Genomic DNA, 26,551 nt, shown 5'->3' with positions numbered 1-26,551 from the left:
GGGGCCCGTTCGCCCCCCGACAGGGCAGGCCGCCCCGGCACAGGACACACCCGCGCGGGAGGACCATGGTGAAGCACCGGACCGGCTGGCTCAGACAGCCCACGGGCCGCACGGACACGGCGCACCGGGACGGCCCGGACGCGTCCGCGGCGCTGGAGGCGCTGCTGGACTGCGTCCACCGGTTCGTCGGCCACGGCCGCCGCGTCCGGACCGCCAGGTCGGCCGACCTGGTACGGCTGCGGGAGGCGGTCGGGGCCCTGACCGAACGGTGCACCGCACTGCTGGCCGACCCGGAGCGCGCCCGCGCACTGCACACCGGGCAGCAGCTGTGGACCGTGGTCGACCCGGGGCTGCTGGACGCCGTCCTGCACGCCGGGGACCGGGCGCTGCGGGCCGGACTGACCGACCTCAGCCTGCGCGCCTGCGACACGGTCCTGGCCGCCAAGCCCGCGTCCCGCGCCGCCTGGCGGCTGCGCGCCCGCACCCTGGAGGCGCGGGGGGACGTCGCGGAGGCGATCGAGGCGCACCAGGAGTACCTGGCCCTCGTCCCCGGCGACGACCTGGGCGTCGGCGCGCGCGTGGCGGAGCTGCGCGACCGCGGACCGGCCCTGCGGCGCATCGCCGAGCTGCTGCGGGAGCAGGCCGGCGACGCGGCGGCCCCTGCCGCCGACACCCCGGTCGAGGAGGCGTGGACCGCCGGACTCGCCCTGCACGACCAGGGGAACCGGGAGGAGGCGTGGCCGCTGCTGGCGCACGCCCTGGCGCGGCTCGTCGAACAGGACCGGTCGGAGGCCCGGACGCGCGCCGCCCTCACCGACTACCTCGGCATCCTCGCCGCGGCCGACCCCGAGCTGCTGGCGGAGTCCACGGCGCTGGTGGAGGCGGTCACCGGCTACCTCCGCGCGGGACGCACCCGGCCGATGGCCGACCCCGAACTGGGCGGCACCCGGGTCATCGGGGTCAGCGACTTCCGTACCCTCGTCCAGGGCCGCAGCGTCTGCCTGGTCGCCGACTCCCGACAGCTGCGCCGCTCCCCGACGGGCGCCGAGATCGACTCCTACGACCTGGTCGTGCGGTTCGACTCCTACACCATCGACGCGCCGTTCACCGGCGCGCGCACCGACATCCACGTCTCCGACCACGGACACACCCGCAACTGGGGCGAACCCGTCACGGTCCGGATCGTCCTCGGCCGCCTGCAGCACGCCTGGCAGCGGTCGATCCGCGCGCTGGTCCCGGGCGCGCAGCGCTACGTCAACGACCGCAGCCTGCGCCGGCCGGTCGCCGACCGCGCACTGGTCGGGGACGAGGCGGCCCCCGCCACCCCGACCCCCGGCTTCGCGATGCTCCGCCTCCTCGACTTCCTCGACGTCAACCCGGTGATCGACCTGATCGGATTCGACGTCGGCGGAACGGACGCCCACCGGTACGAGAAGGAGTGGGTGCTGGCCCACGCCACGAAGACGACGGACACGAGGATCTCGCTGCGATGAGCGACCCGACGACCCAGCAGACCGGCCGTGCGACGCCCGCGGGGAAACGACGCGTCGCCTTCGCCTCCTACGTGGACGAGGAGGACCTGCCCGGCTTCCTGGTCCTGCTGCGCAGCCTGGTGCTGAGCAACCCGGGGATCTGCCCGGACTTCGTGGTGCTCCACGACGGACTGGGGCCCGCGGCGTTCTCGGCGATCCGGCGGCTGTACCCGCGGATCGTGCCGCGACGGGTCGACCCGGCGCGCTACGACGCCTACGCCGGGGGCGACGGGGACGGCTCCCCGGCGCGCGGGGCGTACCTCTTCCTGGAGGCCTTCCGACCAGCCGGCCACGACACCCTCATCACCCTCGACACCGACCTGGTGGTCCTGAAAGACCTGCGCGAACTGCTGGAACTGCGCGAGGGCCTCGCCGCGGTCGAGCAGTACCCCGCCGGGGGAGGCCCCGGAGCGCTCGACAGCGGCCTGCTGGTAATCAACCGCGAGTACCTGACCGGGGAGTTCGCCGAGCGCCTCGACGAGATCGGCCGCTCGGGCGGCCACGACGTGGAGCACCACGGCCGGGGCGTGCTCAACGCCGCACTCGGCGGCGGCTTCGTCCGCCTCGACCCGCGCTTCAACTTCGTGAAACAACGCCTGGACGGCGGCCTGCCCGTCCCCGACGACGTCCGCGTGCTGCACTTCACCGGGCCGCACAAGCCCTGGCGGGGCGGCGAGGTCGGCTACGACCGCGCCGAAGCGGTGTGGCACCGCTACGACTTGGACGACCAGGAGTTCTACCGCGCCTTCTGCGCGCTGCCCGGCGACAGGCACCCCGAACTGGTGGTGCACTACGGGACACGGCTGATCGAGGAGTACGGCGCCGACGCCGCGGTGCTGCTGGCCACGGGGACCGCGCTGTACTCGCTGGGCCGCTACGAGCAGGCCGTGGAGGTGCTGCGGCGCGTCCGCGACCCCAGGGGGACGCTGGACCCGCGCGTCAACCTGGCCCTGGGGCGCGCCCTGATGGCGGTGTCGCACTACGCCGAGGCGGAGGCCCGTCTGCTGCTGGCCAGCCGGGACCCCGGGGCCGCCGCGAGCGCGTTCGGGCTGCTCGCCGAGTGCGCCTGGATCCGGGGGGACCGCCGACGCCAGGTCGCCCGCGCCGTCGCGGGCCTGGACGCCGACCCCACCGACCGCAAGAGCAGGCTGCTGCTGCGGCGGGCCCGGGCCGAGGAGCGCCGCGCCGCGGCCACGGCCGACCCCGCCCGCCAGTTCGCGCACGTGGCGTTCTACATGGACGAGCAGGGCAACGCGGGGGACAGGGGGCTGCCCGAGGCGGTGCGACTGGTCTTCGGCCCCGACACCTCGGCCGCGCGCTGGCACCCCGTCCACGTCCACCGGCTCTTCGACGCCTCGGCGCTGCGCGAGGCCAACGCCCGGCGGGGGGTGGTGGTCGGGGGCGGCGGACTGTTCATCCCCGACACCTCGCCCAACGGCAACAGCCGCTGGCAGTGGAACGTGCCCGACGCGATGCTGCGGCGGATCACCGTCCCCCTCGTGGTGTTCGCCGTGGGGTACAACGCGTTCGAGGGGCAGGGCTACTCCCACCGGCGCTTCACGGAGAGCCTGCGCCTGCTGGTGGACCGGTCGGTCTTCTTCGGGCTGCGCAACCACGGGTCGATCGAGCGGGTCCGGGCGCTGCTCCCGGGCGACCTGGCCGAGCGGGTGGTGTACCAGCCCTGTCCGACCACGGTCGCCCGCCACCTGGCCGCGGACTGGCGGGAACCGGCGGAGCGGGCCGAGACCGTCCTGCTCAACTGCGCCTACGACCGTTCCGGGCTGCGTTTCGGATACGACTACGGAAACTTCCTCGACCAGATGGCCCGCGCGGTCACCGCGCTGCGGGAGCGCGCCGAGGTGCGGTACGCCGCGCACATCGCCAGCGACGAGAAGTTCGTGTTCGACCTGCGCCGCGAGTACGGGATCACCCTGCCCGTGGTGCCGATGTACGACATGGCCGCCACCGAGGTCTGGGAGGCCTACACCGACTGCCGCCTGGTGATCGGCATGCGCGGACACGCCGGGATGATCCCGTTCGGCTGCGGCACCCCCGTCCTCAGCCTGGTCTCGCACCCCAAGCTCGCCTACTTCCTCGACGACGTCGAACGCCCCGAGTGGGGGGTGTCGGTCCACGACCGCCGGCTCGGCGCGGTCCTCGTCGAGCGGGCCTCGGCCCTGCTCGACGACCACCGGGCGGCCCTCGACGACGTGGCCAAGTGCCGGCAGAGACTGTGGACGATCACGCAGAACAACCTGGAGCGGCTGCGGGAGCCGCTGGGACTCCCGCTCTGAGCGGACGGGTGGTTTCCCGCGCCCCGGGCGCGGGAAACCACCCACCCGGTCGGCCGCGGGGAGAGCCGGACCCTCTATCGTCCTGTGATGGGACGTCTAGAGTCCGACCTTCCGGTCGGTAGGAGAGGTGTATGGCGCGGTCATCCGAAACAACCCCCGTCTCCACGTTCCGGGTCGTCGCGCCACTGGTCCTCGCCGCGTTCGCCTACGCCACCGCGCAGACCACGATCGTCCCGGTCGTGCCGTACGTCCAGCAGACCACGGGAAGCAGCCCCAGCCAGGTCGCCTGGCTGGTCACCGGGTTCTTCGTGTCCTCGGCCGGGCTCACCGTGCTCGCGGGACGGCTGGGCGACCTGTTCGGCCGCAAGCGGGTGCTCTGCGCGGTCCTGGCGGTGTTCGTGGCCGGCGCCGCGCTCGCGGCGGTGGGGGACTCCCTGGCGCCGATCGTCGCGGGCCGGGTCGTCATGGGCGCCGCGGGCGGGGTCTTCCCGCTGGCCTACTCCATCCTGGGCGCGCAGCTGCCGCGCGGCCGCGCCGCGCTGGGCATGGGGATGATCAGCGCCATGTTCGGCGTCGGCGGGGCGCTGGGACTGCCCCTGGGCGGACTCCTCGCGAGCAGTTTCGGACACCGCGGACTGTTCGGCGCCACCGCCGCCGTGGCGCTGCTGGCGCTGCTGGCCGTCGCGTGCCTGGTCCCCGCCGACCGCGGCACGCGGGGCGGCGGCGTCGACTGGCTGGGCTCGATCCTGCTCAGCGTGGCCCTGGGCGGGCCGCTCGTCGCGGTCAGCCGGGCCGAGGAGTGGGGCTGGGACGGACCGTGGACCCTCGGACTGCTCGCCGGCGGGACGGTGGCGTTCGCGCTCCTGCTCGTGGTGGAGAACCGGGTCGCCCAGCCGCTCGTCGACCTGGCGGTGCTGCGGCAGCGCGACGTCTGGGCGGCGAACCTGGTCACCTTCCTGGTCTCCGCGGGACAGGGCACCATGTTCTTCCTCATCCCGCAGGCGGTCCAGCTGCCGGAGAGCAGCGGGGCGGGGCTGGGCGTCGGCGTGGACCGCGCGGGGCTGTTCCTGCTGCCGACGGCGCTGCTGTCCACCGTCGCGGGGCCGGTGACGGGGCGGCTGGTCGCCCGGTTCGGGACGCGGCCGCCCCTGTTCTTCGGGGCGGCGGCAGGCGGCTGCGGGCTGGCGCTGCTCGCCGCGGGAGGAGGGCAGCCGGAGCTGCTGGTGCTCGGCGGCGCGGTGGTCGGCCTGTCGGGCGGTGTGATCTACACGGCGCTGCCCGCGCTGCTCGCCGACGCCGTCCCCCTCGACCAGCTCGGCGGCGCCAACGGGGTCAACACCATCGTGCGCCACGTGTCCATGGCGACCGTCGCCCAACTCGCCGCGGCCGTGCTGGTCCTGGGCACACCGCGGGGCGCTCCGTACCCGCAGGAGTGGGCTTTCACCCTGAGCTACACCGTCTCGGCCGCACTGTCCGTCCTGTCGCTGGTCCCGATCGGGATGCTGCGCTCCCGCCGTGCCGCCGAGACCGCCCCCGCGGCCGAACCGGCCGCACCGTCCACTCCGCACATCGGGTAGAGTTCTCTACGTCGCCACGGAGAACCCGGGTCTTCGGGCGGGCGCCATTAGCTCAACTGGCAGAGCAGCTGACTCTTAATCAGCGGGTTCGGGGTTCGAGTCCCTGATGGCGCACAACGGACCCCGGTGGGTCGACGCCCTGCACGGCGCCTCCCACCGGGGTCGTTCCGTGTTCACCGCCCCCGCCGCAGCCAGTCCGCCAGCGGTCTGCGCGGCGGCCGGGGCGGGCGCGCCGACACCCCCGTCCACTCCTGCGCCAACAGCTCCCGGACCCGCTGCCGCCCGCTCGTCCCCGGTCCGGGCGCCCTTCCGGCCAGCGACAGGACCTCGGCGAGCAGTTCGGGGGGACGCGGCCGGTCCGCGGGGTCCTTGGCCAGGGCCGCCGACACCAGCCGCTCCAGCCCCGGGGGCAGTCCGTCCAGGTCCGGGGACTCGGCCACCACCCGGCGCGCCAGTTCCCGGGCGGAACCGTGCCCGAACGGGTCGCGGCGGGCCGCCGCGAACCCCACCAGGGCGCCCCACAGGAACACGTCGGAGCGTTCGGTGACCGGCTGCCCCCGGTACTGCTCGGGGCTGATCCACCCGGGCGTGCCCACCAGCGGGCGGCGCGCCCGCGCGGCGGCGTCCGGACCCCCGGGACGCAGCGGCCGCCGCGGCGGAGCCACCCCCCGCTCCCGCGCCCGCCGGTACGTCCGGCGCAGCCGCAGGGGCAGGGTGGGGTCCTCGTCGGCCTGGGCGATGCCGAAGTCCAGCACCTTCGGCCCGGTCGCGGAGAGGATGACGTTGCTCGGCTTGAGGTCGCGGTGCACGATCCCCGCGGAGTGGACGGCACACAGCGCCTCCGCCGTCCCCGCGGCCAACCCCAGCAGCATGCCGCCGCGCAGGGCGGAGAACCGCTCCACGTGGTGGCGCAGGGTCGGTCCGGCGACGAACTCGGTCGCCAGCCACGGCCGCTCGGCCTCCACGTCGGCGTGGACGAAGCGGGCGACGCACGGGCTGTCCACCCGCATCAGCAGCCTGGCCTCGCGGGCGAAGGTCCGGCGGAACCCCGGGTCGGCCGCGTGCTCGCGGTGGACCACCTTGACCGCCAGATAGCCGTCAAGGCCGTCGGCCACCCCCGCGTAGACGGTGCCCATCCCGCCCGAGCCGACCCGTCCGACCAACCGGTAGGGCCCCAGTGCGGCGGGGTCCTCCGGCCGCAGCCGACCCAGGCGCCGGGGGCCGCGCGCCCTCACGGGGCGCTCCGGGGAGGGCGGACTCGGACGGCGGTCGCGCGGCGGCACGGTGGCGGTGTCACGGGTGCCCTCCCTGCGGGTGCGCTGAAGGGTGGAATCCGAGCGTAGACGCTGCCGCACCCCGCGCGCACCGGGTGCGGGGCGGGGTGTCGGCACGGACCGCGGAACAGGTGACGAATCGCCATAAGGGGTGCAAAGATGGGTGGCCGCCCGCCGCACCGGGACCGGTCCACCAGGCGGAGAGAGGGGACGCAGTGGTCAACACTCGCAACACGGAGGAAGCCCGGACCAGGGCGCTGCGGGGCCTGGTCGAACAGGGAACCCTCACGGCGGAGCAGGCCCGCGCGGTCGAGGCGGCGCTGCGGGAGGCCGAGGACGCGGGGTCCCCGGCACGCTGGACCGAGATCATCGGCTTCGTCGGCGGCGGACTGGTGTTCGCCGGAGTGGTGAGCCTGATGGCGTTCTCCTGGGAGGACCTGGCACGGACCGCCCGGGTCGGCCTGCTGGCGGCGGTGGCCGTGCTGGCGGGCCTCGGCGGACTCGCCGCGGCGGGGACGCGGCTGCTGGGCCGCGGTCCCGTCCCCGACACCCGCCGCCGCGTCGGCGGCACCCTGTTCGTCCTCGCCGCGGTCGCCGCGGGACTGGCCCTGGGATCGGCCCTCGAACCCGACACCGCGGCCGCCCCCACCCTGCTCGGCCTGGCGCTCGCCGCCCTCGGCTACGCGGCGGCACCCACCGCGGTCGGCCTGCTGGCCTGCGGGGCCGCCAGTGTGTGGGCGCTGTGGTCGGTCCTGGAGGAGACCGGGCTGACCGGGAGCGAGACGCTGCCCTACGGGCTGGCCACGGTCGCTCTCGGGCTGCTGTGGGGAGCGGCGGCGGTCCGGCTGCCCAACCAGCGGACCGGCCTGGTCGTGGCCGCCGGGTTCGCGCTGTTCGGCGCGCAGCTCCCGCTGTTCGACGGGCAGGACCACGCCCTGCTCTCCTACACGCTGACCACGGCGGTGGCGGTGCTGTGCCTGGTGCTCTACCGCTGGTGGCGGGTGTGGGTGCTCATCGGCGCCGGAGTGGTCGGCCTCACCCTCGCGGTGCCCGAGGCGATCTGGGACTGGACCGACGGCGCCATCGGCGGTGCGCTGCTGCTCCTGGTCGTGGGACTGGTGCTGCTGGCCGCGAGCGGCCTGGGCCTCCTGCTGCACCGGGGGGCGGCGCAGCAGAGGCCGCGCCCGACCGCCGGGGCGGCGGGACCGGAGGGCCCCGCGGGGGGCCTCCCCGCCGCCTGAGCGGCAGGGGAGCCCCCGCGGGGCGTGCGGCCTACTGCTTGGTGGTGTGCTCGGGCCGTACGTAGACGACCACCCGCTCCTCGTCCGGAGCGCCCCACGGGTAGGCGTCCTTGCCGATGTACTTCTTGGACATCTTGTTGATGAAGGACTTGTCCGGGTCCGATTCGATCTTCTCGACCCGGCCGCGGATCTCGATGTAGCGGTGCGGTTCGTCCGGGTCGTGCACCGACAGCGCGATCCGGTTGTCCCGCTGCAGGTTGCGGTACTTCTGCCGGGTCGTGGTCTGACTGAACTTCACGAACCGGCCGTCCCACTCGAACCACACCGGGTTCGACTGCGGCTCCCCGTGCGGGCCCAGCGTCGCCACGTGCGCGAACGAGCGCTTGTTGAGGATGTCCACCCGGTCTTCGGGTACCGCGGCCGTACTGGTCATGCTTCCTCCCCTCCCCGTGCCGCCGGGTGAAAAACCGTTTGGCACGGTGCCTATCCTGGCTGTGCGATGAAAACGCCGTCCGTGAAATCCCCGCTCACCGATCTGCGGCGCCGTCTACCCGGGCTCATGCCGCGCGACCGCCACCGACTGCGCCGCCGTATCGACGGCGCGGAGAAGATCCGCGACCCCGACCGGCGGCGCTCCGTCGCCGCGGAGATCAGCGCCGACATCGACACCTGCGAGGCCAGGGTCGAACGGCGACGCTCAGCCTTTCCGGTGGTCGACTACCCACCCGAGCTGCCGGTCAGTCAGAAGAAGGACGACATTCTCGCCGCGGTGCGCGACCACCAGGTCGTGGTCGTGGCGGGGGAGACCGGCTCGGGCAAGACCACCCAGCTGCCCAAGATCTGTCTGGAACTGGGCCGGGGGGTGCTCGGACAGATCGGCCACACCCAGCCGCGGCGGCTGGCCGCACGCACCGTCGCCGAACGCATCGCCGAGGAACTGGGCACCACGCTGGGCGAGGGCGTGGGCTACAAGGTCCGCTTCACCGACACCTCCAGCGACGACACCCTGGTCAAACTGATGACCGACGGCATCCTGCTGGCCGAGATCCAGCGGGACCGGATGCTGCGCGACTACGACACCCTCATCATCGACGAGGCCCACGAGCGCAGCCTCAACATCGACTTCATCCTCGGCTACCTCAAGCGGCTGCTGCCCCGCCGCCCCGACCTGAAGGTGATCATCACCTCCGCCACCATCGACCCCGAGCGCTTCTCGCGGCACTTCGACGACGCTCCGATCATCGAGGTCTCGGGCCGCACCTACCCGGTCGAGGTGCGCTACCGGCCGCTCGCCGCCGAGGCACTGGTGGACGACGACGATGACGCCAACGCCGTCACCGACGACCGCGACCAGATCCAGGGCATCTGCGACGCCGTGGACGAACTGTGCGCCGAGGGGCCCGGCGACATCCTGGTCTTCCTCAGCGGGGAGCGCGAGATCCGCGACACCGCCGAGGCGCTCGGCAAGCACCTGGCCCGCAGGTATCCCGAGGGAAGCCCGCAGGCCGTCGACATCCTCCCGCTGTACGCGCGGCTGTCCGCGGCCGAGCAGCAGCGCGTGTTCCGGCCGCACTCCCGGCGGCGCGTGGTGCTGGCCACCAACGTCGCCGAGACCTCGCTGACGGTCCCGGGCATCAGGTACGTGGTGGACCCCGGCACCGCCCGCATTTCCCGCTACAGCCACCGCACCAAGGTGCAGCGGCTGCCCATCGAGCGGATCTCGCAGGCCTCGGCCAACCAGCGCAAGGGCCGCTGCGGCCGGGTCGCCGAGGGCGTCTGCATCCGGCTGTACTCGGAGGAGGACTTCCTCTCCCGTCCGGAGTTCACCGACCCCGAGATCCTGCGCACCAACCTGGCCTCGGTCATCCTGCAGATGGCCGCGCTCGGGCTCGGCGACATCGCGGAGTTCCCGTTCGTGGACGGTCCCGACCGGCGCCAGGTCAAGGACGGTGTGGCGCTGCTCACCGAGCTGGGCGCGCTCCAGCCCGCGGAGGACGGGCGGACCCGGCTCACCCCGCTGGGCCGCAGGCTCGCCCAGCTCCCCGTCGACCCGCGGCTGGGCCGGATGGTCCTGGAGGCCGAGCGCAACGGCTGCGTGCACGAGGTCATGGTCATCACCGCGGCGCTGTCCATCCAGGACCCCCGGGAGCGTCCGGTCGACCAGCAGCAGGCCGCGGCCCAGAAGCACGCCCGGTTCGCCGAACCGGAGTCGGACTTCCTGGCCTACCTCAACCTCTGGAACCACCTGCGGGAGCGGCAGCAGGAGCTGTCGGGCAACCAGTTCCGGAAGATGTGCCGCGAGGAGTTCCTCAACTACCTGAGGGTGCGGGAGTGGCAGGACATCTACTCCCAGCTCAGACAGATCGTGCGGTCCCTGGGCATCGACGTCAACACCGCGCCCGCCGACCCCAAGCGGATCCACCTGTCCCTGCTGGCGGGGCTGCTCTCCCACATCGGGTTGAAGGACCCCGAGAAGCACGAGTACCTGGGCGCCCGCGGCGCCCGCTTCGCGATCTTCCCCGGGTCGGCGCTGTTCAAGAAGCAGCCGCGGTGGGTGATGTCCGCCGAACTGGTGGAGACCTCGCGGCTGTGGGCGCGCGTCAACGCCCGGATCGAACCCGAGTGGGTGGAGGAGCTCGCCGGGCACCTGGTCAAACGCACCTACAGCGAACCGCACTGGGAGAAGCGGCGCGGCGCGGTCATGGCGTACGAGCGGGTGACGCTGTACGGGGTGCCGATCGTCACGCAGCGCAGGGTCGACTACGGCCGCATCGACCCCGCGGTGGCGCGCGAGCTGTTCATCCGGCACGCCCTGGTGCAGGGGGAGTGGGACACCCGGCACGCGTTCTTCCACGCCAACCGGAAGCTGCTCAAGGAGGTCGAGGACCTCGAACACCGCGCCCGCCGCCGCGACATCCTGGTCGACGACGAGGTCCTGTTCGACTTCTACGACCAGCGCGTCGGTGCCGAGGTGGTCTCGGTCCGGCACTTCGACAGCTGGTGGAAGCGGGTCCGCCGGGAACACCCGAACCTGCTGGACTTCGACCGGTCGATGCTGGTCAACGACGCGGCCGGGGAGGTCACCGAGGAGGACTACCCGGACTTCTGGCAGCAGGGGGAGCACCGCTTCCGGCTCACCTACCAGTTCGAGCCGGGGGACGCGGCGGACGGGGTGACCGTGCACCTCCCGCTGAAGGTGCTCAACCAGGTCAGCGCCGACGGCTTCGACTGGCAGATCCCGGGCCTGCGGGAGGAGCTGGTGACGGCGCTGATGCGGTCGCTGCCCAAGGCGATCCGGCGCAGCTTCGTGCCGGTGCCCGACCACGCCGCCGCGGTGCTCAAGCGGCTCAGGCCCCGCTCCGAGCCGCTGCTGGAGGCGCTGTCCCGGGAGCTCACCGCGATGGGCGGCCCCCGGGTCACGGTCGACGACTGGCAGCTGGACCGGGTGCCCGACCACCTGCGGATGACCTTCCGCGCCGTGGACGAGAAGGGGCGGACCCTCGCCGAGGCCAAGGACCTGGAGGAGTTGCGCCGCCGCCTGCAGCCGCGGCTGCGCGAGGCGATCTCGGCCGAGGCCGCCGAGATCGAGCGCACCGGCCTGACCGCCTGGGACTTCGGGCCGCTGCCCCGGACCTTCGAGCGCCGCACCGCCGGACACCTGGTCAGGGGCTATCCGGCGCTGGTGGACGAGGGGACGAGCGTGGGGGTGCGCATCTTCGACAACGAGCCCGCCCAGCGCCAGGCGATGGCCGCGGGCACCCGGCGGCTGCTCATGCTCACCGTGCCCTCGCCGGTGAAGTTCCTCCAAGGGCACCTGAGCAACCAGAGCAAGCTGGTGTTCAGCCGCAGCCCGCACGGCTCGGTCGCCGCGCTCTTCGACGACTGTGTGGCCTGCGGGGTGGACGCGCTGGTCGCGGAGGCGGGCGGGCCGGTGTGGGATCCGGAGTCCTTCGCGAAGCTGCGCGAGCACGTCCGGGTCAACCTGGTGGAGCGGGTCATGGACATCCTCGCGGCGGTCGAGCGGATCCTGGTCGCGGCGCAGCGGCTGGAGAAGCAGCTCAAGAGCGTCACGAGCCTGGCCGTGCTGCCGTCGGTCACCGACATCCAGAACCAGCTCGGCGCGCTGGTGGGCCCCGGGTTCGTCACGGCCGTCGGCCACCGGCGGCTGCGGGACCTGACGCGCTACCTCAAGGCGATCGAGGTGCGGCTGGCCAGGCTGCCCCACAACCCCCGCCGGGACCAGGTGAACATGGCCAAGGTCGAGCAGATGCGCCAGGCCTACCAGCGGCTGCTGGACCGGTTGCCCCCGGGGGTGCCGCCCGGCCCGGAGCACGAGAACATCCGCTGGATGCTGGAGGAGCTGCGGATCAGCTACTTCGCGCAGGAGGTGGGCACCGCCCACAGCGTCTCCGACAAGCGCATCCTCAAGGCGATCAGCGAGGTCCAGGCGGGCGGGAGCGGCTGAGCGCCGTCCCGGCGGGCCGCGACCGCGAGGCCGGCCGGGACGGCACCTCTCAGGGAAAGCCGGAAATCGTCAAAAACCGCCCGATGTGGAATTGTTCGGTGGCGGACGTCCTTTCTGGGAAAGGGTCGGCTGCGCCCCGTAGGCCATTTCAGAGAGGCCGCGGGGCGCAAGCATACAAACCTCCGGATTGTCTGGTGAATCGGTCAAAAGTGACGAGTGTCACTCCGCCTGGAGGGGTGAGAGGAACCCGAGGCTTCTTCACGAATGCGGGGGGAGCTGGCCTCCGGCGCGGTCCGGCGGACGGGAGCGGGCGGCGGGCGGGCGCCGCGGAGCGCGCCGGAAAGACGGTCGGCGGTCACACCCGTTTAGCTCGTAAAACATCCTCTTTGCCGGTTAGGTAGGGGTTTCTGTGCTAGTGTGACCGCCGATTCGTTCTTTATCAGTGTCTTTAGGCGGCGTGCCGTCAGTAATGGCGGCCGCGTCTCCGCAGTCGGCGTCGTCGTGCCCGCACACGGCACCCACACGCGACCGACGACGCCGGGCCGCCCCACAGGGCGTCGCCCGCACCGGGGCCGCGCCGCCGGCACTGGCAACCCCCTGCAACAACATTGAGGAGATGTGCCGTGGCACAGGTGCCGTCACCAGGTGAGCACACGGGACAGCCCCCGTCGCACCCGCCGCAGGCGGAGACCGGCTCCTCCCACGGCGAGAAGTCCGGGACGCGCCGCCGCCTGTTCTCCCGGATTCTCGCCCGGTTCGGCAGGACACCCGAGCCCGCTCCCGGGACGGTCCCGTACGGCTATCCCCCGGCGCCGCCCCAGGCCCACCAGTGGGGTCCTCCTCCCCACCACCCCCAGGAGTGGTATCCGCAGTATCCGCAGGCGTACCAGTACCCCCCTCAGGGAGGCCCCCAGGCGGCCCCGTACGGCTACCCCCAGGCGCCGCCGGCCGCCCCCCACGGCCACCCCCCGGCCGCCCAGCAGGCCCCCGCCCCTCCGGAGCCCGTGGAGCACCGCGCCCCCGAACAGCCGGCGCAGCCCTCCGCCGGGCAGGAGGCGCCGCAGCCGACCGGAGAGCACGCCGGAACCGAGGAGTCCGGGAAGGCGCCCGCCTCCCCGGACGTCGCGGTGACCGGGAACGACGCCACCGCGGCGTTGGTCAACCTGGCCATGCGTGACCTCACCCTGGTCGAGTCGCTGCTGGACATCGTCGAGGAACTGGAGGACACCACCGAGGACTCCGAACTCCTCGCCAAGCTGTTCAAGATCGACAACCTCGCCACCCGGATGCGCCGCAACGGCGAGAACCTGCTCATCCTCGCCGGCCAGGACATCGGGGACCCGCACCTGGAGCCGGTCTCGCTGCTGGACGTCTGCCGTGCGGCGATCTCCGAGATCGGCGACTACGAGCGGGTCCGCCTGGGGCGCATGCCCGCCCTCTTCATCGAGGGCCGCGTCTCCGACGACCTGAGCCACCTGCTGGCCGAACTGCTGGACAACGCCACCGCCAAGTCCCCCGACTACGCCCAGGTGGTCATCAGCGGCCAGGTGATGAGCGAGGGGCGCCTGCTCATCACCGTCGAGGACGAGGGCATCGGCATCCCCGAGGACCAGCTGGCGGAGATCAACCAGCGGCTGGAGCGGCCCCCCCTGCTGGAGGAGGACGTCATCCGGCACATGGGCATGTTCGTGGTGGGACGGATCGCGCACCGGCACGGCTTCCGGGTCCAGCTGCAGGCGCGCGCCTTCCGCGGCATCAGCGCCCACGTGGTCGTGCCGACCGAGCTGGTCGGCGAGACCGGTCCCAGCCCCGAGTCCGCGTTCGAGACAGTGACCACCACCCCGGTAACGGTGAGCCCGCCGCCCATGACCCCTCCGACCCAGCGCACGCAGAGCAGAGACGACAGCGGTCCCGCCTTCACCGCGGCAGGGCTGCCCCGACGCGGAGCACACCGCAACAACCAGCCGGCCCTCCCCCTAGCGGACCCCTCCGCGGAGGAGCCGTCGGCCGAACCGGAAGACGCCGAGAGCAGAGCCGCGCGCATCCGCGCCGACCTCGAAGAGTTCCTCGAAGGCGAACGAGCCGCCACCGGGGACGAATGACGGATGCGCAGTGTAGCCACACCCCCGCCACAACAGGAGCAGGACGGACATGGATAACCGCTTGAGTGAGAGCGCTGAGAACTTCACCTGGCTCGTCTCCAATTTCGTCTCCGAGGTACCCGGAGCCGAACACGCGATCGTGGTCTCCTCTGACGGCCTGCTGCTGACCGCCTCCCGGGGTTTCCCCGAGGAGCACGCCGAGCAGCTCGCCGCGATCGTCAGCGGACTGCAGAGCCTGGCCGAGGGCACCGCCCGGATGTTCGCCAAGGGCGACTCCGAGCAGCTGATCCTGCGGATGAAACGCGGCTACCTGTTCGTCATGTCCATCAGCGACGGTTCCTCGCTGGCGGTGCTGACCTCCAAGGACGCCGACATGAAGATCGTGGCCTACCAGATGACCCTGCTCGTGGAGAACGCCGGCCACGTGCTCACCCCGCAGCTCCGATCCGAGCTGCGCGAGGTCATCCGCTGACCGACGCGTCGACACCGGGCTCTGAGACGATGAAGAGGAAGCCAATTCCATGAGGAGTCACCGCAGACGCCGGAGAGCGCGGATCCGTCCGTACACCTTCACCGGCGGCCGCACCCGGTCCCGCCATCCGCTGATGGTGCAGACGCTGGTCTCCATCGCGGACGAGCGGGCCGACCCCCCGCAACACCTGATGCCGGAGTCGGAGCGGATCTACCGGCTGTGCGCCCAGGTGCGCTCGGTGGCCGAGATCTCGGCGGAGCTGAAGCTGCCGTTGGGCGTCACCCAGGTGCTCATCAGCGACCTGGCCGACCAGGGCCTGGTCTACATCCACCCCACGATCACCGGGCACAGCCCGTCCGAGAACCAAGTGCTGGAAAGGGCGCTCCGTGGCCTCGAACGTCTCTTCCAATAAACGCTCGTCCGTGGCGTCGACCAAGATCGTCATCGCGGGGGGATTCGGCGCGGGCAAGACGACACTGGTCGGCTCGGTGTCGGAGATCCCGCCGGTCACCACCGAGGCGGTGATGACCGAGGCGAGCGTCGCCCACGACGACGTCTCCGCCACGCCGGACAAGAAGACCACCACCGTGGCGATGGACTTCGGCCGGCTCACCCTGGACGACGAGCTGATCATGTACATGTTCGGCACCCCGGGGCAGGCGCGGTTCTGGTTCATGTGGGACGACCTGGTGCGCGGGGCGATCGGCGCGGTCGTGGTGGTGGACGCCCGCCGGCTGGCCGACTGCTTCGACGCCATCGACTACTTCGAGAAGAAGCAGGACGTCCCCTACATCATCGCGGTGAACAAGTTCGACGGGAAGCTCGACTACACGGTCGAGCAGATCCGCGAGGCCGTCGAGGTCGGCCCCGAGGTGCCGATCATCGAGTTCGACGCGAGGGACCGCCTGGACAGCGGCAACGTCCTCAAGACGCTGCTGCGCCACACGCTGTCGCGGACCGGGGGAGGGCGGTCGGACGACTGAGCCGGACTCCCCGGAGACGCTTCGTGAGCTGACTCACCACCCCCGGCGTGTCTGGCCGATGGGGAAAGGGTACGTTTCAGGGCGTTGTGCCCCTGAAGGGAAAGAGGCCCAGATCCATGAACCAGGCGCGGACCACCCCGTCGACCGGCTCCGGTGTGCACCGCTTCACCGGACCGACGGCCGAGGCCGACCTCGTCTGCTTCCTGCACGCCGGAGGGTTGCCCACCGTCTACCGGCCCTGGGTGGCCGAGGTGGGCGACCGGTTCACCGTGTGGGTCGCCACGGTGCGCCACCGCGACTGCGCGGGGGACGGAGCGGAGCTGTGGAGCGACTACGCCCGGCGCCAGGCCGACGCCCTGGAGGCACTGGCGGGACCGCTCACCCTCTACGGGCACAGCCTGGGCGCGCTCTCGGCCTACGAGACCGCCCGGGAACTGCGTCGACGCGGCCGGGAGGTCACCCGTCTGGTGGTCAGCGGCAGGGACGCCCCGCACCTGCCCAGGCGGATGGAACTCCCCGAGGACCCCGCCGCCCTGGTGCGCGCCGTGGCCGACCGCTACGGCGGGGTCCCCGAGATCCTGCTCCAGGACGACGAACTGGCCCGGGTGTTCGGTGCGGAGATGCGCGCCGACTTCGACGCGGTCGCCGCGTACGTGTGGCGCTCCGGCCCGCCGCTGGACGTCCCGCTCACCGTCGTGGGCGGAACCAGCGACCCGGTCGTCACCGACGCGGGACTGCGCGCCTGGCAGCAGCACACCACCGGACCGTTCCGGCTGGAGCGGCTGCCCGGCGGGCACTTCTTCACCGACGGCCAGCGCCGGGCGCTCCAGGCGCTGCTGGACTGAGCGCGCCCCCGCACAGCGCGCCCTCCGCGGCGGACGGCGACTGTCCGTGAAGAAGCCGGCGCACTAGAGTGTCGCTGGCCCCGAGAGCCGGGGTCAGCGACAACCGGGAGGATCCCGATGACACGACGTCGGCTGCTGTGGATCGGCTCCTACACCCCCGATTCCGGTATCCCGGGCAGCGCGGCGGGAGTGCAGAGCGTCTGGCTGGACACCGGCACCGGCGCCCTGGCCGAGGCGGAACTGGCGGCCCCGGCCAGCGGCCCCTCGTTCGTGGTGCACTCCGCGGACGGGAGGATGGTCTACGCGGTCAACGAACTCGACGCGGGACGGGTCAGCGGTTTCTCCGTCGCCGGCGAACGGCGGCTGGAAGTCCGGGGCAGCGCCGCCACGGGCGGCTCCTCCCCCTGCCACCTGCTGGCCCACCCGGCCGGGCGGCACCTGGTCGCCGCCAACTACGGGGACGGAAGCGTCAGCGTGCACCCGATCGGTCCGGACGGCGCCCCCGCGGAACCGGTCCAGCGGCTGACGCACACCGGGTCGGGGCCCAACGCCGACCGCCAGGAGGGGCCGCACGCGCACAGCGTCTACCCCGCCCCGGGCGGAGCCCACCTCCTGGTCGTCGATCTCGGCACCGACGAACTGCGCTGCTTCCCCTTCGACGCCGCCGCCGACCGTCCCGCCGGACCGCAGCACGTCGCGGCCCGCCTGGCCCCGGGAAGCGGACCGCGCCACCTGGCGGTGCACTCCTCCGGCCACCTGTACGTGGCGGGAGAACTGGACTCGCGGGTGTACGTCCTGCGGTTCGACCCCGCCACGGCCCGGGCCGAGACCGTCGACTCCGTGCCCGCGACCAAGGCCGGCGGGGACAACTACCCGGCGGAGATCGCGCTCTCCGCCGACGAGCGCCGCCTCTACGTCGCCAACCGGGGCGCCGACACCATCGCCACCTTCGAAGTGTCGGCTGACGGGGCGCGGGTGCGCCACCTGGCCGACACCCCCTCCGGAGGCGCCTGGCCCCGCCACTTCGCGCTGGTCGACGGCTACCTCGTGGTGGCCAACCAGAACTCCGCGACCCTGGCCGCGCTTCCGGTGGACCCGGCCGACGGGGTCCCCGGTCCGGCGCGCCACCTCCTCACGGTGCCCACCCCGGTGTGCGTGCTGCCCGCCCGGGCCGAATGACCCGCTCCGCGTCCGCGGGAGGGAGGGCACCCCGAAGCGGTGGAATGCCGTGCGCCACACCGCGGTGTGGCGCGTCCCACGGAAAAAGGGGGAAAAGGCGGAGATTTTTGGGAGAACCCTACAAAACCCCTCGGGGGAAAGCTGTTCCGGGGCGCATCTCAGCTGTTCACGGCGGGGCGGTAACAATTGATCTGGAGATTTCCTCCAAAACCCCGGAAAACAGCAAGGATGGACCATGACCGCCTCCTCACCGTCTCCTCGCTACCGCGGCCTGGCGACACGCGACCTCGCGCTCATCGCGCTGTTCGCCGCGCTGCTCGCCGCGATGAGCCTGGTCCCCGGAATCCCCGTGGGCAGTGTGCCGATCACCCTGCAGACCCTGGTCGTCATGCTCGCTCCCAGCATCCTCGGAGCCAAACGAGGCGTCCTGGCGGTCGTCACCTTCCTCGCGCTGGCGATGGCGGGGCTGCCGATCCTGTCCGGCGGGGGAGGCGGCCTGGCCTCTTTCGCCGGCGCCTCCGGCGGCTTCCTCATCAGCTGGATCTTCGTGGCGCTGTTCATCGGCCTGCTGACCGACCGCATGCTGCCGAAGTACCGGTTCTGGCCGGGCCTGCTGATCAACCTGGCCGGCGGGATCGTGGTGTGCTACCTGATCGGCGGCCCCTGGATGGCGGTGGTCGCCGGACTGGACGCCACGGCCACCCTGGTCGCGCTGGCCGCCTTCGTCCCCGGCGACGTCGCCAAGGCGGTCCTGGCCACGCTCATCGCCGCCAGCGTGCACCGCGCCTACCCGGTCCCACCCGCCGGGAACCGGGTCGCCTGAGCGGAGCCGCCGCCCATGATCCGCCTGGAGAACGTGACCCACGCCTACGGTGACCGGGTGGTCGTCGACGACGTCTCCCTGGAGCTGAGCGAGCACCGCATCGGACTGATCGGTGCCAACGGGTCGGGCAAGTCGACCCTGGCCCGGATGTTCAACGGCCTGGTCGTCCCCGACACGGGCCGGGTGCTCGTCGACGGCCTGGACACCCGCAGACACGTCCGGGAGGTCCGCCGCCGGGTCGGTTTCGTGTTCTCCGACGCCGACACCCAGATCATCATGCCCACGGTCGCCGAGGACGTGCGGATCGGCCTGCGCGGCAGCGGACTCGACCGGGCCGGGATCGAGGAGCGGGTCGACGCGATCCTGGCCCGGCACGGTCTGGCCGACCACCGCGACCACCCCGCCCACCTGCTGTCCGGAGGGCAGAAGCAGATGCTGGCGCTGGCCTCGGTCATGGTCACCGAGCCCCGGATCCTGGTCTGCGACGAGCCCACCACCCTGCTGGACCTGCGCAACGTGCGGATCATCACCGAGACCCTGCGCGCCCTGCCCCAGCAGGTCATCCTGCTCACCCACCACCTCGACACGCTCACCGGCTTCGACCGGGTGCTGGTCATGGACGCGGGAAGGATCGTGTTCGACGGTGGACCGGAGGCCGCCGTCGAGTACTACGTCGACCTGATGGAGCGGCGCCCGTGAACACGATCGGGCTCTACGTCCCCGGGACCTCGCTGCCGTACCGGATGCCGGCGGGCGCGAAACTGCTCGTCCTGCTGGGCGTGGTCACCGTCCTGCTGGTCCTGGGCAACCCCTGGGTGTCCCTGGGCGCCGCGGCCGCCGTCGTCCTGCTGTACACGCTGTTCGGGCTGTCCGCCCACCTGTGGCACGCCTTCCGGCCGGTGCTGCTGTTCCTCGCGGTCATCGCGGTGTTCCACGTCCTCTTCACCGACCCGCACACGGCGGTGCGGGTGTGCTCCCAGATCGCCGCGGCCGTACTGCTGGCCGGACTGGTCACCCGCACCACCCGGGTCAGCGAGATGCTCGACCTGTTCGAACGGCTGGCCCGCCCGCTGCGGAGGGTGGGCGTGCGCTCGGAACGGGTGGGGCTGGTGCTGGCGCTGACCATCCGCTGCATCCCGATGGTGGCCCAGTCGTGGCGGGCCTCGCGGGAGGCGTACCTGGCGCGCGGCCTGCGAGGCGGGGCCCACCGCATGGTCGTGCCGGTCATCGTGAACCTGATCCGCTCCGCCGAGGCGCTCGGCTCGGCGATGAGCGCCCGGGGCGTCGACTAGCGCCGACCGCGTCGGCGCCGGGCCGCGGCAGGCGTCCGCCGCCGGATACCGGTCGACCGTTTCCGGCAATGTGTGCCCGGCACAAGTGTGGCATGGTGGGGGCACCAGTCCGCGGTCGCGGAGTCCGGTCCCCTGCACGAAGGCGTTCGGCATGCGAGAACGTTCGGTGACGCCCGGCCAGCCGCCCGAGCCCGCGCCGCTGCGCGGAGCCCTCCTGGCGGCGCTGTTCTTCCTGCTCGCCGCGACGGTACTCGCGGTGCTCCCGCCCGAGACGCCCCGCACCCCGGGCGGCGTCCCGCGGGCCCAGGCGCCCTCCCCGCCGCGGACCGCACCGGAGCCCGAGCCGCAGCCGCCGCCCCTGTCCCCGGCCGAGTACGAGCGGCTCACCCGTTCCCTGGACGCCTACCTCTCCGGACAGGACGGCCGGCTCTCGATCGCGCTGCACGACCTGAACAGCGGCGCCACCTACTCCTACGGGGCGGAGGAGACCTACATCACCGCGAGCCTGGCCAAACTCAACATCCTCGTGCTGCTCCTGCTCCAGGCCGACGACGAGGACCGCGAACTCTCCGACCACGAGCGGAGGCTGGCCGCCGAGATGATCCGCTACAGCGACAACGACGCCACCGACGAACTGTACGCACGCATCGGCTTCGACGAGGGGTTCGCCCGGGGGAACGAGCGGCTCGGCCTGCACGCCACCGAGCCCGGGGCCGGCGGGGTGTGGGGCACCACCAGGACCACCACCGCCGACCAGCTCCGGCTGCTGCGCGCCGTCTTCACCGAGGACAGCCCGCTGTCCGAACGTAGCCGCGGCTACGCCCGGGAACTGCTGGGAGGCGTCGCTCCGGAGCAGGCGTGGGGGGTGTCGGCGGCGGCGGGCGAGGGCGACACCGTGGAGTTGAAGAACGGCTGGGTGCCCCGGAGCGACGACGGGGACCGGTGGGCGGTCACCAGCGCGGGCCGCGTCGCGGGAGCCGACCACGAGTACCTGATCGCGGTGCTGTCCGACCACCATCCCGACTACTTCGGCGGGATCGAGTGCGTCGAGCACGTCGTCACCGCGGTCGTCGCCGCGCTGGACGGCGAGGACCGGAGCTGACCGGGGGCTTCGCCGTGCGGCGAAGCCCCCGGTCAGGGGCGTCGGATGCCGCCCCGGGGCCGGGCGCCTCGCGAAGCCGCCCGTCAGGGGGCGGGGGGCAGGTCCACCAGCTCGGCGATCCGGGCACGGTGCCGGTCGGCCGTGCCCAGGGCGATGGCGGAGCTCTTGGCGCGCTTCAGGTACAGGTGGGCCGGGTGCTCCCAGGTGAAGCCGATGCCCCCGTGCAGCTGCACCGCCTCCTCCGCGGCCCGGACCGCCACCTCCGACACGAACGCCTGGGCCAGGGCCGCGGCCAGCGGGGCGTCCGGGGCCCCGGCGGCCAGCGCGCTCGCCGCGTTGCGGACCACCGCCCGGGCCTGGGAGATGAGGACCCACAGGTCGGCGAGCCGGTGCTTGGGGGCCTGGAAGGAGCCGACCGGGCGGCCGAACTGCACCCGTTCCTTCAGGTAGTCCACGGTCGTGTGCAGGGCCCACTCGGCCGTGCCGAGCTGCTCGGCGGCCAGCAGCGCCGCGCCCGCGACCAGGGCCGCCTCCAGCGCGTCGGCCGCCCGCCGCCCGGAGGCCACCGCCACCGCCGGGGCCCCGTCCAGACGCACCTCGGCCAGCGGCCGGGTCTGGTCCAGACTCACCAGGGGGGTGAGCGCCGCCTGTCCGGCCGCCACCAGGTACAGGCCGGGACCGTCCGCGCTGACCGCGGGCACCACCAGGACGTCGGCGTTGAGCGCGTCGACCACGCCGGACACGGTGCCGCTCAGGCCGTGCTCCCCGGCGCGCACCAGGGCGGGGAAGGCCGAACCGGGGGTGGTGGGCAGCGGTACCGCCAGGGTGGCGACGCGCTCTCCCGCCACCAGGCCGGCCAGCAGCGCGCGGACCTCCCCGTCCGCGTCCAGCGCGGTCAGGGCGGAGGTGGCCAGCACGGCGCTGCCCAGGAACGGCACTGGGGCGACGGAGCGTCCGAGCTCCTCGGCGACCACCGAGCTCTCCCGCGGAGTGGCGCCCGCCCCGCCCAGCTCCTCGGGTACGGACAGGCCGGCGACGCCCACGGCCGCCAGTTCCCGCCACAGCTCCAGGTCGGTGGTCCCGGCCGGGGCGCTGTGGTGCGACACCCGGTCCAGCACGGACTGCCACGGGCACCGGTCGGCCAGCAGCTCCCGCACGCTGGTGCGCAGCTCCTGTTCGACGTCGCTGTACAGCAGGTTCAGCTCGGATTCGCTCAACGGGGCAGGTCCTTCCAGGCGACGTCCTTGTCGACCCGCGGTTCGGCGGGCAGCCCCAGGACGCGTTCGGCGATGATGGTGCGCAGGATCTCCGAGGTCCCGCCCTCGATCGAGTTCCCCCGGGAGCGCAGGTAGCGGAAGCCCGCGCCACGGCCCAGCAGGTCCGGTCGCTCGGGACGGCGGAACGTCCAGTCGTCGTAGGTGAGCCCCTCGGCGCCCAGGAGCTCCAGCTCCAGACCGGAGAGACGCTGGTTGAGCTCGGCGAAGGAGAGTTTGGCCGCCGACCCCTCGGGGCCCGGCTGGCCGACCGCCATCTGCTGGCGCAGCCGCTCCTTGGTCAGCCGGGCGGCCTCGGCGGCCACCCACAGCCGCAGCAGTTCCTCGTGCAGGCCCCGGGTGCGCAGTTCGGGGCGGGTGCGCCACAGGTCGCTGACGATGCCGACCAGTCCGCCCTCGCGGGGCTCGGGGCGGCCGCCGATGGAGACCCGCTCGTTCATCAGAGTGGTCTGCGCGACCTTCCAGCCCTCGCCGACCCCGCCGAGCCGCAGGCTGTCGGGCAGCCGCACCCCGTCCAGGTAGACCTCGTTGAACTCGGCCTCCCCGGTGATCTGGCGCAGCGGTCGCACGTCCACGCCCGGGGCGGTCATGTCGCAGATGAAGTAGGTCAGCCCGCGGTGCTTGGGCACGTCCGGGTCGGTGCGGGCCAGCAGGATGGCCCAGCGGGCCCGGTGGGCCAGGGAGGTCCACACCTTCTGGCCGTCGATGACCCAGTCCGAGCCGTCGCGGACCGCGCGGGTCCCCACGGCGGCCAGGTCGGATCCGGCGCCGGGCTCGCTGAACAGCTGGCACCAGACCTCCTCACCGGTGTAGAGCGGTTTGAGGAAGCGGTCCCGCTGCTCGCGGGTGCCGAAGGCCACCAGGGTGGGGGCGGCCATGCCCAGGCCGATGACCAGGCCCTCGCGGCCGGTGGGGACGAAGCCGAGCCGTTCGAACTCCGCGTCGACGACGCTCTGCAGGGCACGGGGAGCCCCCAGGCCGCCCGCCCCCTCGGGGAAGTGCACCCAGGCCAGGCCCGCGTCGAAGCGGGCGGCGAGGAACTCGGTCTGGTCGGTGGTGGCGGGATCGTGTTCCGCGACGAAGTCGGCGACCCGGGCGCGCAGGTCCGCGGCGTCCGGCGGGGACACGGTGGGTGTGGTCACGGCAGAACAGAGCCTTCCTGGAGGAGACGGTCGGTGGCCCGGTGCGGGCGGCTCGGCGCCGCCCCGCCCCGCCCGCGGGCGGGGCGGGGACGGGTCGCCCGGGGCGTCGTCCCCGGCGGCCGCCCGCCCGTCCGGGGCCGGTGTCGTGCGCGTCCTAGTCCAGCGGTCCGCCGGCGACGTAGATGACCTGACCGGACACGTAGCCGGCCTCCTCGCTGGTGAGGAAGGCGACGGTGGCGGCGATGTCCTCGGGCACGCCGACCCGGCGCACCGGGATCTGGGCGGCGCGGGCGGCCTTGAACTCCTCGAAGTCCACGCCGATCCGCTCAGCGGTCGCCCGGGTCATGTCGGTGGCGATGAAGCCGGGGGCGACGGCGTTGGCGGTGATGCCGAACTTGCCGAGTTCGATGGCCAGGGTCTTGGTGAAGCCCTGCATGCCGGCCTTGGCCGCGGAGTAGTTGGCCTGGCCGCGGTTGCCCAGCGCGGAGCTGCTGGACAGGTTGACGATGCGGCCCCAGCCCTGCTCGGTCATGTGGGCCTGGGCCGCCCGCGACATCAGGAACGCGCCGCGCAGGTGGACCCGCAGCACGGTGTCCCAGTCGTCATCGGTCATCTTGAACAGCAGGTTGTCGCGGATCACACCGGCGTTGTTCACCAGGATGGCCGGCGGGCCGAGCCGCTCGACGGTCGCCTTGACCGCGGCGTCCACCTGCTCGGTGTCGCTGACGTCGGCGCCCAGCGCGATCGCCTTGCCGCCGGCTTCGGTGATCGCGTCCGCGGTGGCCTGAGCGCTCTCCTCGGTGAGGTCGAGCACCGCGACCGCGTGCCCTTCGGCGGCCAGCCGCTGTGCGGTGGCGGCGCCGATTCCGCGGGCCGCTCCCGTGACGATCGCGACGCGAGGGGTCTGGGGCATGGTGATCTCCTTCGAGTGGCAGTCGGTGAACGGGCCCGGAACAGGCCGTCCAGTGCGCGGTCGAGGCGATCCTAACCATTCTTACCGACTGGGTGGTATGTCGGGGGTGGCTCTGGCGTCCCGGCGCGGCCGGGAGGGGCTCCGGCGGCGTCTTCGCGGCGGGGACGCGCCCGGCGGGGGCCGCGAGCGTCGCGCGGCGGGGCACCGCACGCGCCCCACGGGCGGGAGGCGGGGGAGTTTTCGCAGGTCATCTCAGGGGCGTGGGAAAATTTTCCCATCCCTTCCAGCAGCCTCACAGAATCGTGGCCTTTTTTGTCCGCACTTCAACTGATAGAAGGGCGCGGATGTTCTAGGATGCCTCTCAAGAGGCTTCATGCACGTGCATTCGGACCTTGCATTTGCATAGTCCTCCGAACTGTGAGCGATCGAGACGACGGCAAGGGGATCGCGGTGACCGGACATTCTGCCCAGAGGTCTGTCAAGAGGACGCCGGGACGGGAAACGGCGCCGGCGCCGACTCTCGACGCGACGGAACGCGCCTGGTGGCTTCCCGCCCTGCGCAACGGAATGCCGTGCTGGAACTCCTACCCCGGAACGGCCAGTTACGACAGCCTGCTGTGGAGCCTGAGCCCGAACCACGGCGCGGTGAAGATCGCCCGCGACCTCGTCGTGGCCACGCTGCGCGACTGGGGCATGGGCCGTTACGCCAGCGACGTGGAACTGGTGGTCTCCGAGCTCGTCACCAACGCGCTGCGACACGCCGACACCGGCGTCGACGGAATGCGGGAGAACGTGATCCAGCTCAGCGCGATGCGCCGGGGGGCGGAGCTGATCTGCGCGGTCCGGGACGGCAGCGACCGGATGCCGCAGCGCAGGGAACCGGACTTCATGGAGGAGACCGGACGGGGGCTCCACCTGATCTCCTGCTTCAGCCGCAACTGGGGAGTGGTGCGGACGGCCGTCGGAGGCAAGTTCGTCTGGGCGCTCTTCGGCTGACCGGACCGGTGGCGTCACCGGGGGCCCTGCCGCGCAGAACGGCGCGAAAACCGGCCTCTCCGGCGATATCGTGTAACCATTGGAACGGTGCAACACGGGAACGTCCCGGATAAACCGGTTCCGACCAGACACCGAGGGTGGGAGGCAGCAGCGGTGAGCGTGGCTCAACCAGAGCCGGGGAGCGGCCCGACCGTGCGTCGCATACTGCTCGGCTACCAGCTTCGCCAGCTGCGCGAATCCAAGGGGATCTCCCGGGCGGACGCCGCGTACAAGATCCGCGGCTCCGAGTCCAAGATCAGCCGCGTCGAGCTGGGCCGTGTCGGCTTCAAGATCCGCGACGTCGAGGACCTGCTCACCTTCTACGGGGTGGAGGACCCCGCCGTCCGCGCCTCGTTCCTCACCCTGGCCCGCGAGGCCAACGAACCCGGCTGGTGGCAGAAGTACGGGGAGTCCCTCCCCGTGTGGTTCCAGTCCTACGTGGGCATGGAGGAGGCCGCCACCCAGCTGCGCGTCTACGAGACCCAGTTCGTGCCGGGGCTGCTGCAGACCGAGGACTACGCCCGCGAGGTCATCACCCGCGGCGGCAAGAAGAAGCTGGACGACACGGCCAAGGACCGGATCGCCACACGGATGCGCAGGCAGGAGCGCATCAGGAACAACCGCAACGTCAAGCTCTGGGTGATCATCGACGAGCCCGCGGTACGGCGGCCGGTGGGCGGTCCCGAGATCATGCGCGCGCAGTTGGAGCACCTGCACGAGCTCAGCTATGCGCCCAACATCACGCTGCAGATCGTCCCCTTCCACCAGGGCGTGTTCGCGGCCGAGACCGGGTCGTTCACGATCCTGCGCTACCCGGAGTACGACCTGCCCGACGTCGTCTACGTGGAGCAGCTCACCGGAGGCATCTTCCAGGAGAAGCGCTCCGATGTCGAGCAGTACACGATGACCCTGGAGTGGCTGGCGGTCGTCGCCGAGCGCCCCGAACAGACCCGCAGGCTCCTGAAGCAGATGATCGAGGAGCTGGAGGGCTGAGCCCCGCTCTTCC

General features: G+C 72.5%; 22 protein-coding genes and 1 tRNA gene. 18 read left to right on the top strand and 5 right to left on the bottom strand.

Translation table 11 applies throughout. From position 1 onward, the window contains the following. Positions 1-65: 65 nt before the first annotated feature. The 4 genes from FOF52_RS11795 (at position 66) to FOF52_RS11780 (ending at position 5,517) form a co-directional block, all read left to right on the top strand. The gene (locus tag FOF52_RS11795) at positions 66-1,493 is read left to right on the top strand and encodes a hypothetical protein (RefSeq protein ID WP_248590016.1); all 1,428 of its coding nucleotides are present in this window, start codon (positions 66-68) and stop codon (positions 1,491-1,493) included. Further along, positions 1,490-3,826 carry a polysaccharide pyruvyl transferase family protein gene (locus FOF52_RS11790; RefSeq protein ID WP_248590015.1) on the top strand — a complete coding sequence of 779 codons (2,337 nt, stop codon included), beginning with the start codon at positions 1,490-1,492 and terminating at the stop codon, positions 3,824-3,826. Before FOF52_RS11795 ends, FOF52_RS11790 begins: the two co-directional genes overlap by 4 nt. 131 nt (positions 3,827-3,957) lie before the next feature. After that, entirely contained in the window at positions 3,958-5,403 is a 1,446-nt protein-coding gene (locus tag FOF52_RS11785; protein ID WP_248590014.1) for an MFS transporter, read from the top strand. 41 nt (positions 5,404-5,444) lie between these two features. Continuing rightward, positions 5,445-5,517 (top strand) — tRNA-Lys (locus FOF52_RS11780). A gap of 59 nt (positions 5,518-5,576) precedes the next feature. Here FOF52_RS11780 and FOF52_RS11775 read toward each other — a convergent pair. Further along, the gene (locus tag FOF52_RS11775; protein ID WP_248590013.1) at positions 5,577-6,638 is read right to left on the bottom strand and encodes a serine/threonine-protein kinase; all 1,062 of its coding nucleotides are present in this window, start codon (positions 6,636-6,638) and stop codon (positions 5,577-5,579) included. 254 nt (positions 6,639-6,892) lie between these two features. Between FOF52_RS11775 and FOF52_RS11770 the strand changes: the two genes are divergently transcribed. Then, positions 6,893-7,918: a DUF2157 domain-containing protein gene (locus FOF52_RS11770; RefSeq protein WP_248590012.1), complete on the top strand. Its 1,026-nt coding sequence runs from the start codon at positions 6,893-6,895 to the stop codon at positions 7,916-7,918. Positions 7,919-7,949: 31 nt separating this feature from the next. Here the strand turns inward: FOF52_RS11770 and FOF52_RS11765 are convergent, their stop codons facing one another. Next, a complete protein-coding gene (locus FOF52_RS11765; RefSeq protein WP_248590011.1) occupies positions 7,950-8,351 on the bottom strand; it encodes a PPOX class F420-dependent oxidoreductase in 402 nt (133 codons plus the stop codon). A gap of 66 nt (positions 8,352-8,417) precedes the next feature. On the opposite strand from FOF52_RS11765, the gene hrpA reads away from it, so the two are divergent. The 11 genes from hrpA (at position 8,418) to FOF52_RS11710 (ending at position 21,181) form a co-directional block, all read left to right on the top strand. Next, positions 8,418-12,383, top strand: a complete 3,966-nt coding sequence (gene hrpA, locus FOF52_RS11760; RefSeq protein WP_248590010.1) for an ATP-dependent RNA helicase HrpA — start codon at positions 8,418-8,420, stop codon at positions 12,381-12,383. 623 nt (positions 12,384-13,006) lie between these two features. Beyond that, complete coding sequence (locus FOF52_RS21920; protein WP_282573407.1) at positions 13,007-14,485, top strand: sensor histidine kinase; 1,479 nt, start codon at positions 13,007-13,009, stop codon at positions 14,483-14,485. Positions 14,486-14,534: 49 nt separating this feature from the next. Then, the gene (locus FOF52_RS11750; RefSeq protein ID WP_248590009.1) at positions 14,535-14,957 is read left to right on the top strand and encodes a roadblock/LC7 domain-containing protein; all 423 of its coding nucleotides are present in this window, start codon (positions 14,535-14,537) and stop codon (positions 14,955-14,957) included. Positions 14,958-15,006: 49 nt separating this feature from the next. Next, positions 15,007-15,369 carry a DUF742 domain-containing protein gene (locus FOF52_RS11745; RefSeq protein ID WP_248590008.1) on the top strand — a complete coding sequence of 121 codons (363 nt, stop codon included), beginning with the start codon at positions 15,007-15,009 and terminating at the stop codon, positions 15,367-15,369. Positions 15,370-15,379: 10 nt separating this feature from the next. After that, a complete protein-coding gene (locus tag FOF52_RS11740) occupies positions 15,380-15,940 on the top strand; it encodes a GTP-binding protein (RefSeq protein WP_248590007.1) in 561 nt (186 codons plus the stop codon). 116 nt (positions 15,941-16,056) lie between these two features. Then, positions 16,057-16,785, top strand: a complete 729-nt coding sequence (locus FOF52_RS11735; RefSeq protein ID WP_248590006.1) for a thioesterase II family protein — start codon at positions 16,057-16,059, stop codon at positions 16,783-16,785. A gap of 117 nt (positions 16,786-16,902) precedes the next feature. After that, positions 16,903-17,964: a lactonase family protein gene (locus FOF52_RS11730; protein WP_248590005.1), complete on the top strand. Its 1,062-nt coding sequence runs from the start codon at positions 16,903-16,905 to the stop codon at positions 17,962-17,964. A 235-nt stretch (positions 17,965-18,199) separates the two neighbouring features. Next, a complete protein-coding gene (locus FOF52_RS11725) occupies positions 18,200-18,787 on the top strand; it encodes a biotin transporter BioY (RefSeq protein WP_248590004.1) in 588 nt (195 codons plus the stop codon). Positions 18,788-18,802: 15 nt separating this feature from the next. Next, a complete protein-coding gene (locus FOF52_RS11720) occupies positions 18,803-19,486 on the top strand; it encodes an energy-coupling factor ABC transporter ATP-binding protein (RefSeq protein WP_248590003.1) in 684 nt (227 codons plus the stop codon). Continuing rightward, complete coding sequence (locus FOF52_RS11715; RefSeq protein ID WP_248590002.1) at positions 19,483-20,079, top strand: energy-coupling factor transporter transmembrane component T family protein; 597 nt, start codon at positions 19,483-19,485, stop codon at positions 20,077-20,079. The genes FOF52_RS11720 and FOF52_RS11715 overlap by 4 nt, the downstream gene beginning before the upstream one ends. 151 nt (positions 20,080-20,230) lie before the next feature. Then, positions 20,231-21,181, top strand: coding sequence for a serine hydrolase (locus FOF52_RS11710; RefSeq protein WP_248590001.1), 951 nt, complete (start codon positions 20,231-20,233; stop codon positions 21,179-21,181). Positions 21,182-21,264: 83 nt separating this feature from the next. Here FOF52_RS11710 and FOF52_RS11705 read toward each other — a convergent pair whose 3' ends face one another. The 3 genes from FOF52_RS11705 to FOF52_RS11695 all read right to left on the bottom strand — a co-directional run bounded on the left by FOF52_RS11705 (position 21,265) and on the right by FOF52_RS11695 (position 24,510). Next, positions 21,265-22,398: an acyl-CoA dehydrogenase family protein gene (locus tag FOF52_RS11705; protein ID WP_248590000.1), complete on the bottom strand. Its 1,134-nt coding sequence runs from the start codon at positions 22,396-22,398 to the stop codon at positions 21,265-21,267. Then, on the bottom strand, positions 22,395-23,597 hold the full coding sequence (locus tag FOF52_RS11700; protein WP_248589999.1) for an acyl-CoA dehydrogenase family protein: 1,203 nt from the start codon (positions 23,595-23,597) through the stop codon (positions 22,395-22,397). Before FOF52_RS11700 ends, FOF52_RS11705 begins: the two co-directional genes overlap by 4 nt. Before the next feature lie 154 nt (positions 23,598-23,751). After that, complete coding sequence (locus FOF52_RS11695) at positions 23,752-24,510, bottom strand: beta-ketoacyl-ACP reductase (protein ID WP_248589998.1); 759 nt, start codon at positions 24,508-24,510, stop codon at positions 23,752-23,754. Positions 24,511-24,960: 450 nt separating this feature from the next. Between FOF52_RS11695 and FOF52_RS11690 the strand changes: the two genes are divergently transcribed. Together FOF52_RS11690 and FOF52_RS11685 are read left to right on the top strand one after the other, a co-directional pair. After that, a complete protein-coding gene (locus tag FOF52_RS11690; RefSeq protein ID WP_248589997.1) occupies positions 24,961-25,506 on the top strand; it encodes an ATP-binding protein in 546 nt (181 codons plus the stop codon). Positions 25,507-25,707: 201 nt separating this feature from the next. Further along, the gene (locus FOF52_RS11685; protein WP_248593844.1) at positions 25,708-26,538 is read left to right on the top strand and encodes a helix-turn-helix domain-containing protein; all 831 of its coding nucleotides are present in this window, start codon (positions 25,708-25,710) and stop codon (positions 26,536-26,538) included. The last annotated feature ends 13 nt before the right edge of the window (positions 26,539-26,551 follow it).

It is taken from the genome of Thermobifida alba, assembly GCF_023208015.1.
GTDB classification, from domain to species: domain Bacteria; phylum Actinomycetota; class Actinomycetes; order Streptosporangiales; family Streptosporangiaceae; genus Thermobifida; species Thermobifida alba.
This window is presented reverse-complemented; position numbering and strand designations above follow the sequence as displayed.

Coding starts and splice junctions, on each gene's coding strand:
- FOF52_RS11735 (WP_248590006.1), top strand. CDS start 16,057: ATGAACCAGGCGCGGACCACCCCGTCGACCGGCTCCGGTGTGCACCGC.
- FOF52_RS11790 (WP_248590015.1), top strand. CDS start 1,490: ATGAGCGACCCGACGACCCAGCAGACCGGCCGTGCGACGCCCGCGGGG.
- FOF52_RS11785 (WP_248590014.1), top strand. CDS start 3,958: ATGGCGCGGTCATCCGAAACAACCCCCGTCTCCACGTTCCGGGTCGTC.
- FOF52_RS11730 (WP_248590005.1), top strand. CDS start 16,903: ATGACACGACGTCGGCTGCTGTGGATCGGCTCCTACACCCCCGATTCC.
- hrpA (WP_248590010.1), top strand. CDS start 8,418: ATGAAAACGCCGTCCGTGAAATCCCCGCTCACCGATCTGCGGCGCCGT.
- FOF52_RS11710 (WP_248590001.1), top strand. CDS start 20,231: ATGCGAGAACGTTCGGTGACGCCCGGCCAGCCGCCCGAGCCCGCGCCG.
- FOF52_RS11725 (WP_248590004.1), top strand. CDS start 18,200: ATGACCGCCTCCTCACCGTCTCCTCGCTACCGCGGCCTGGCGACACGC.
- FOF52_RS11745 (WP_248590008.1), top strand. CDS start 15,007: ATGAGGAGTCACCGCAGACGCCGGAGAGCGCGGATCCGTCCGTACACC.
- FOF52_RS11720 (WP_248590003.1), top strand. CDS start 18,803: ATGATCCGCCTGGAGAACGTGACCCACGCCTACGGTGACCGGGTGGTC.
- FOF52_RS11765 (WP_248590011.1), bottom strand. CDS start 8,351: ATGACCAGTACGGCCGCGGTACCCGAAGACCGGGTGGACATCCTCAAC.
- FOF52_RS11695 (WP_248589998.1), bottom strand. CDS start 24,510: ATGCCCCAGACCCCTCGCGTCGCGATCGTCACGGGAGCGGCCCGCGGA.
- FOF52_RS11795 (WP_248590016.1), top strand. CDS start 66: ATGGTGAAGCACCGGACCGGCTGGCTCAGACAGCCCACGGGCCGCACG.
- FOF52_RS11750 (WP_248590009.1), top strand. CDS start 14,535: ATGGATAACCGCTTGAGTGAGAGCGCTGAGAACTTCACCTGGCTCGTC.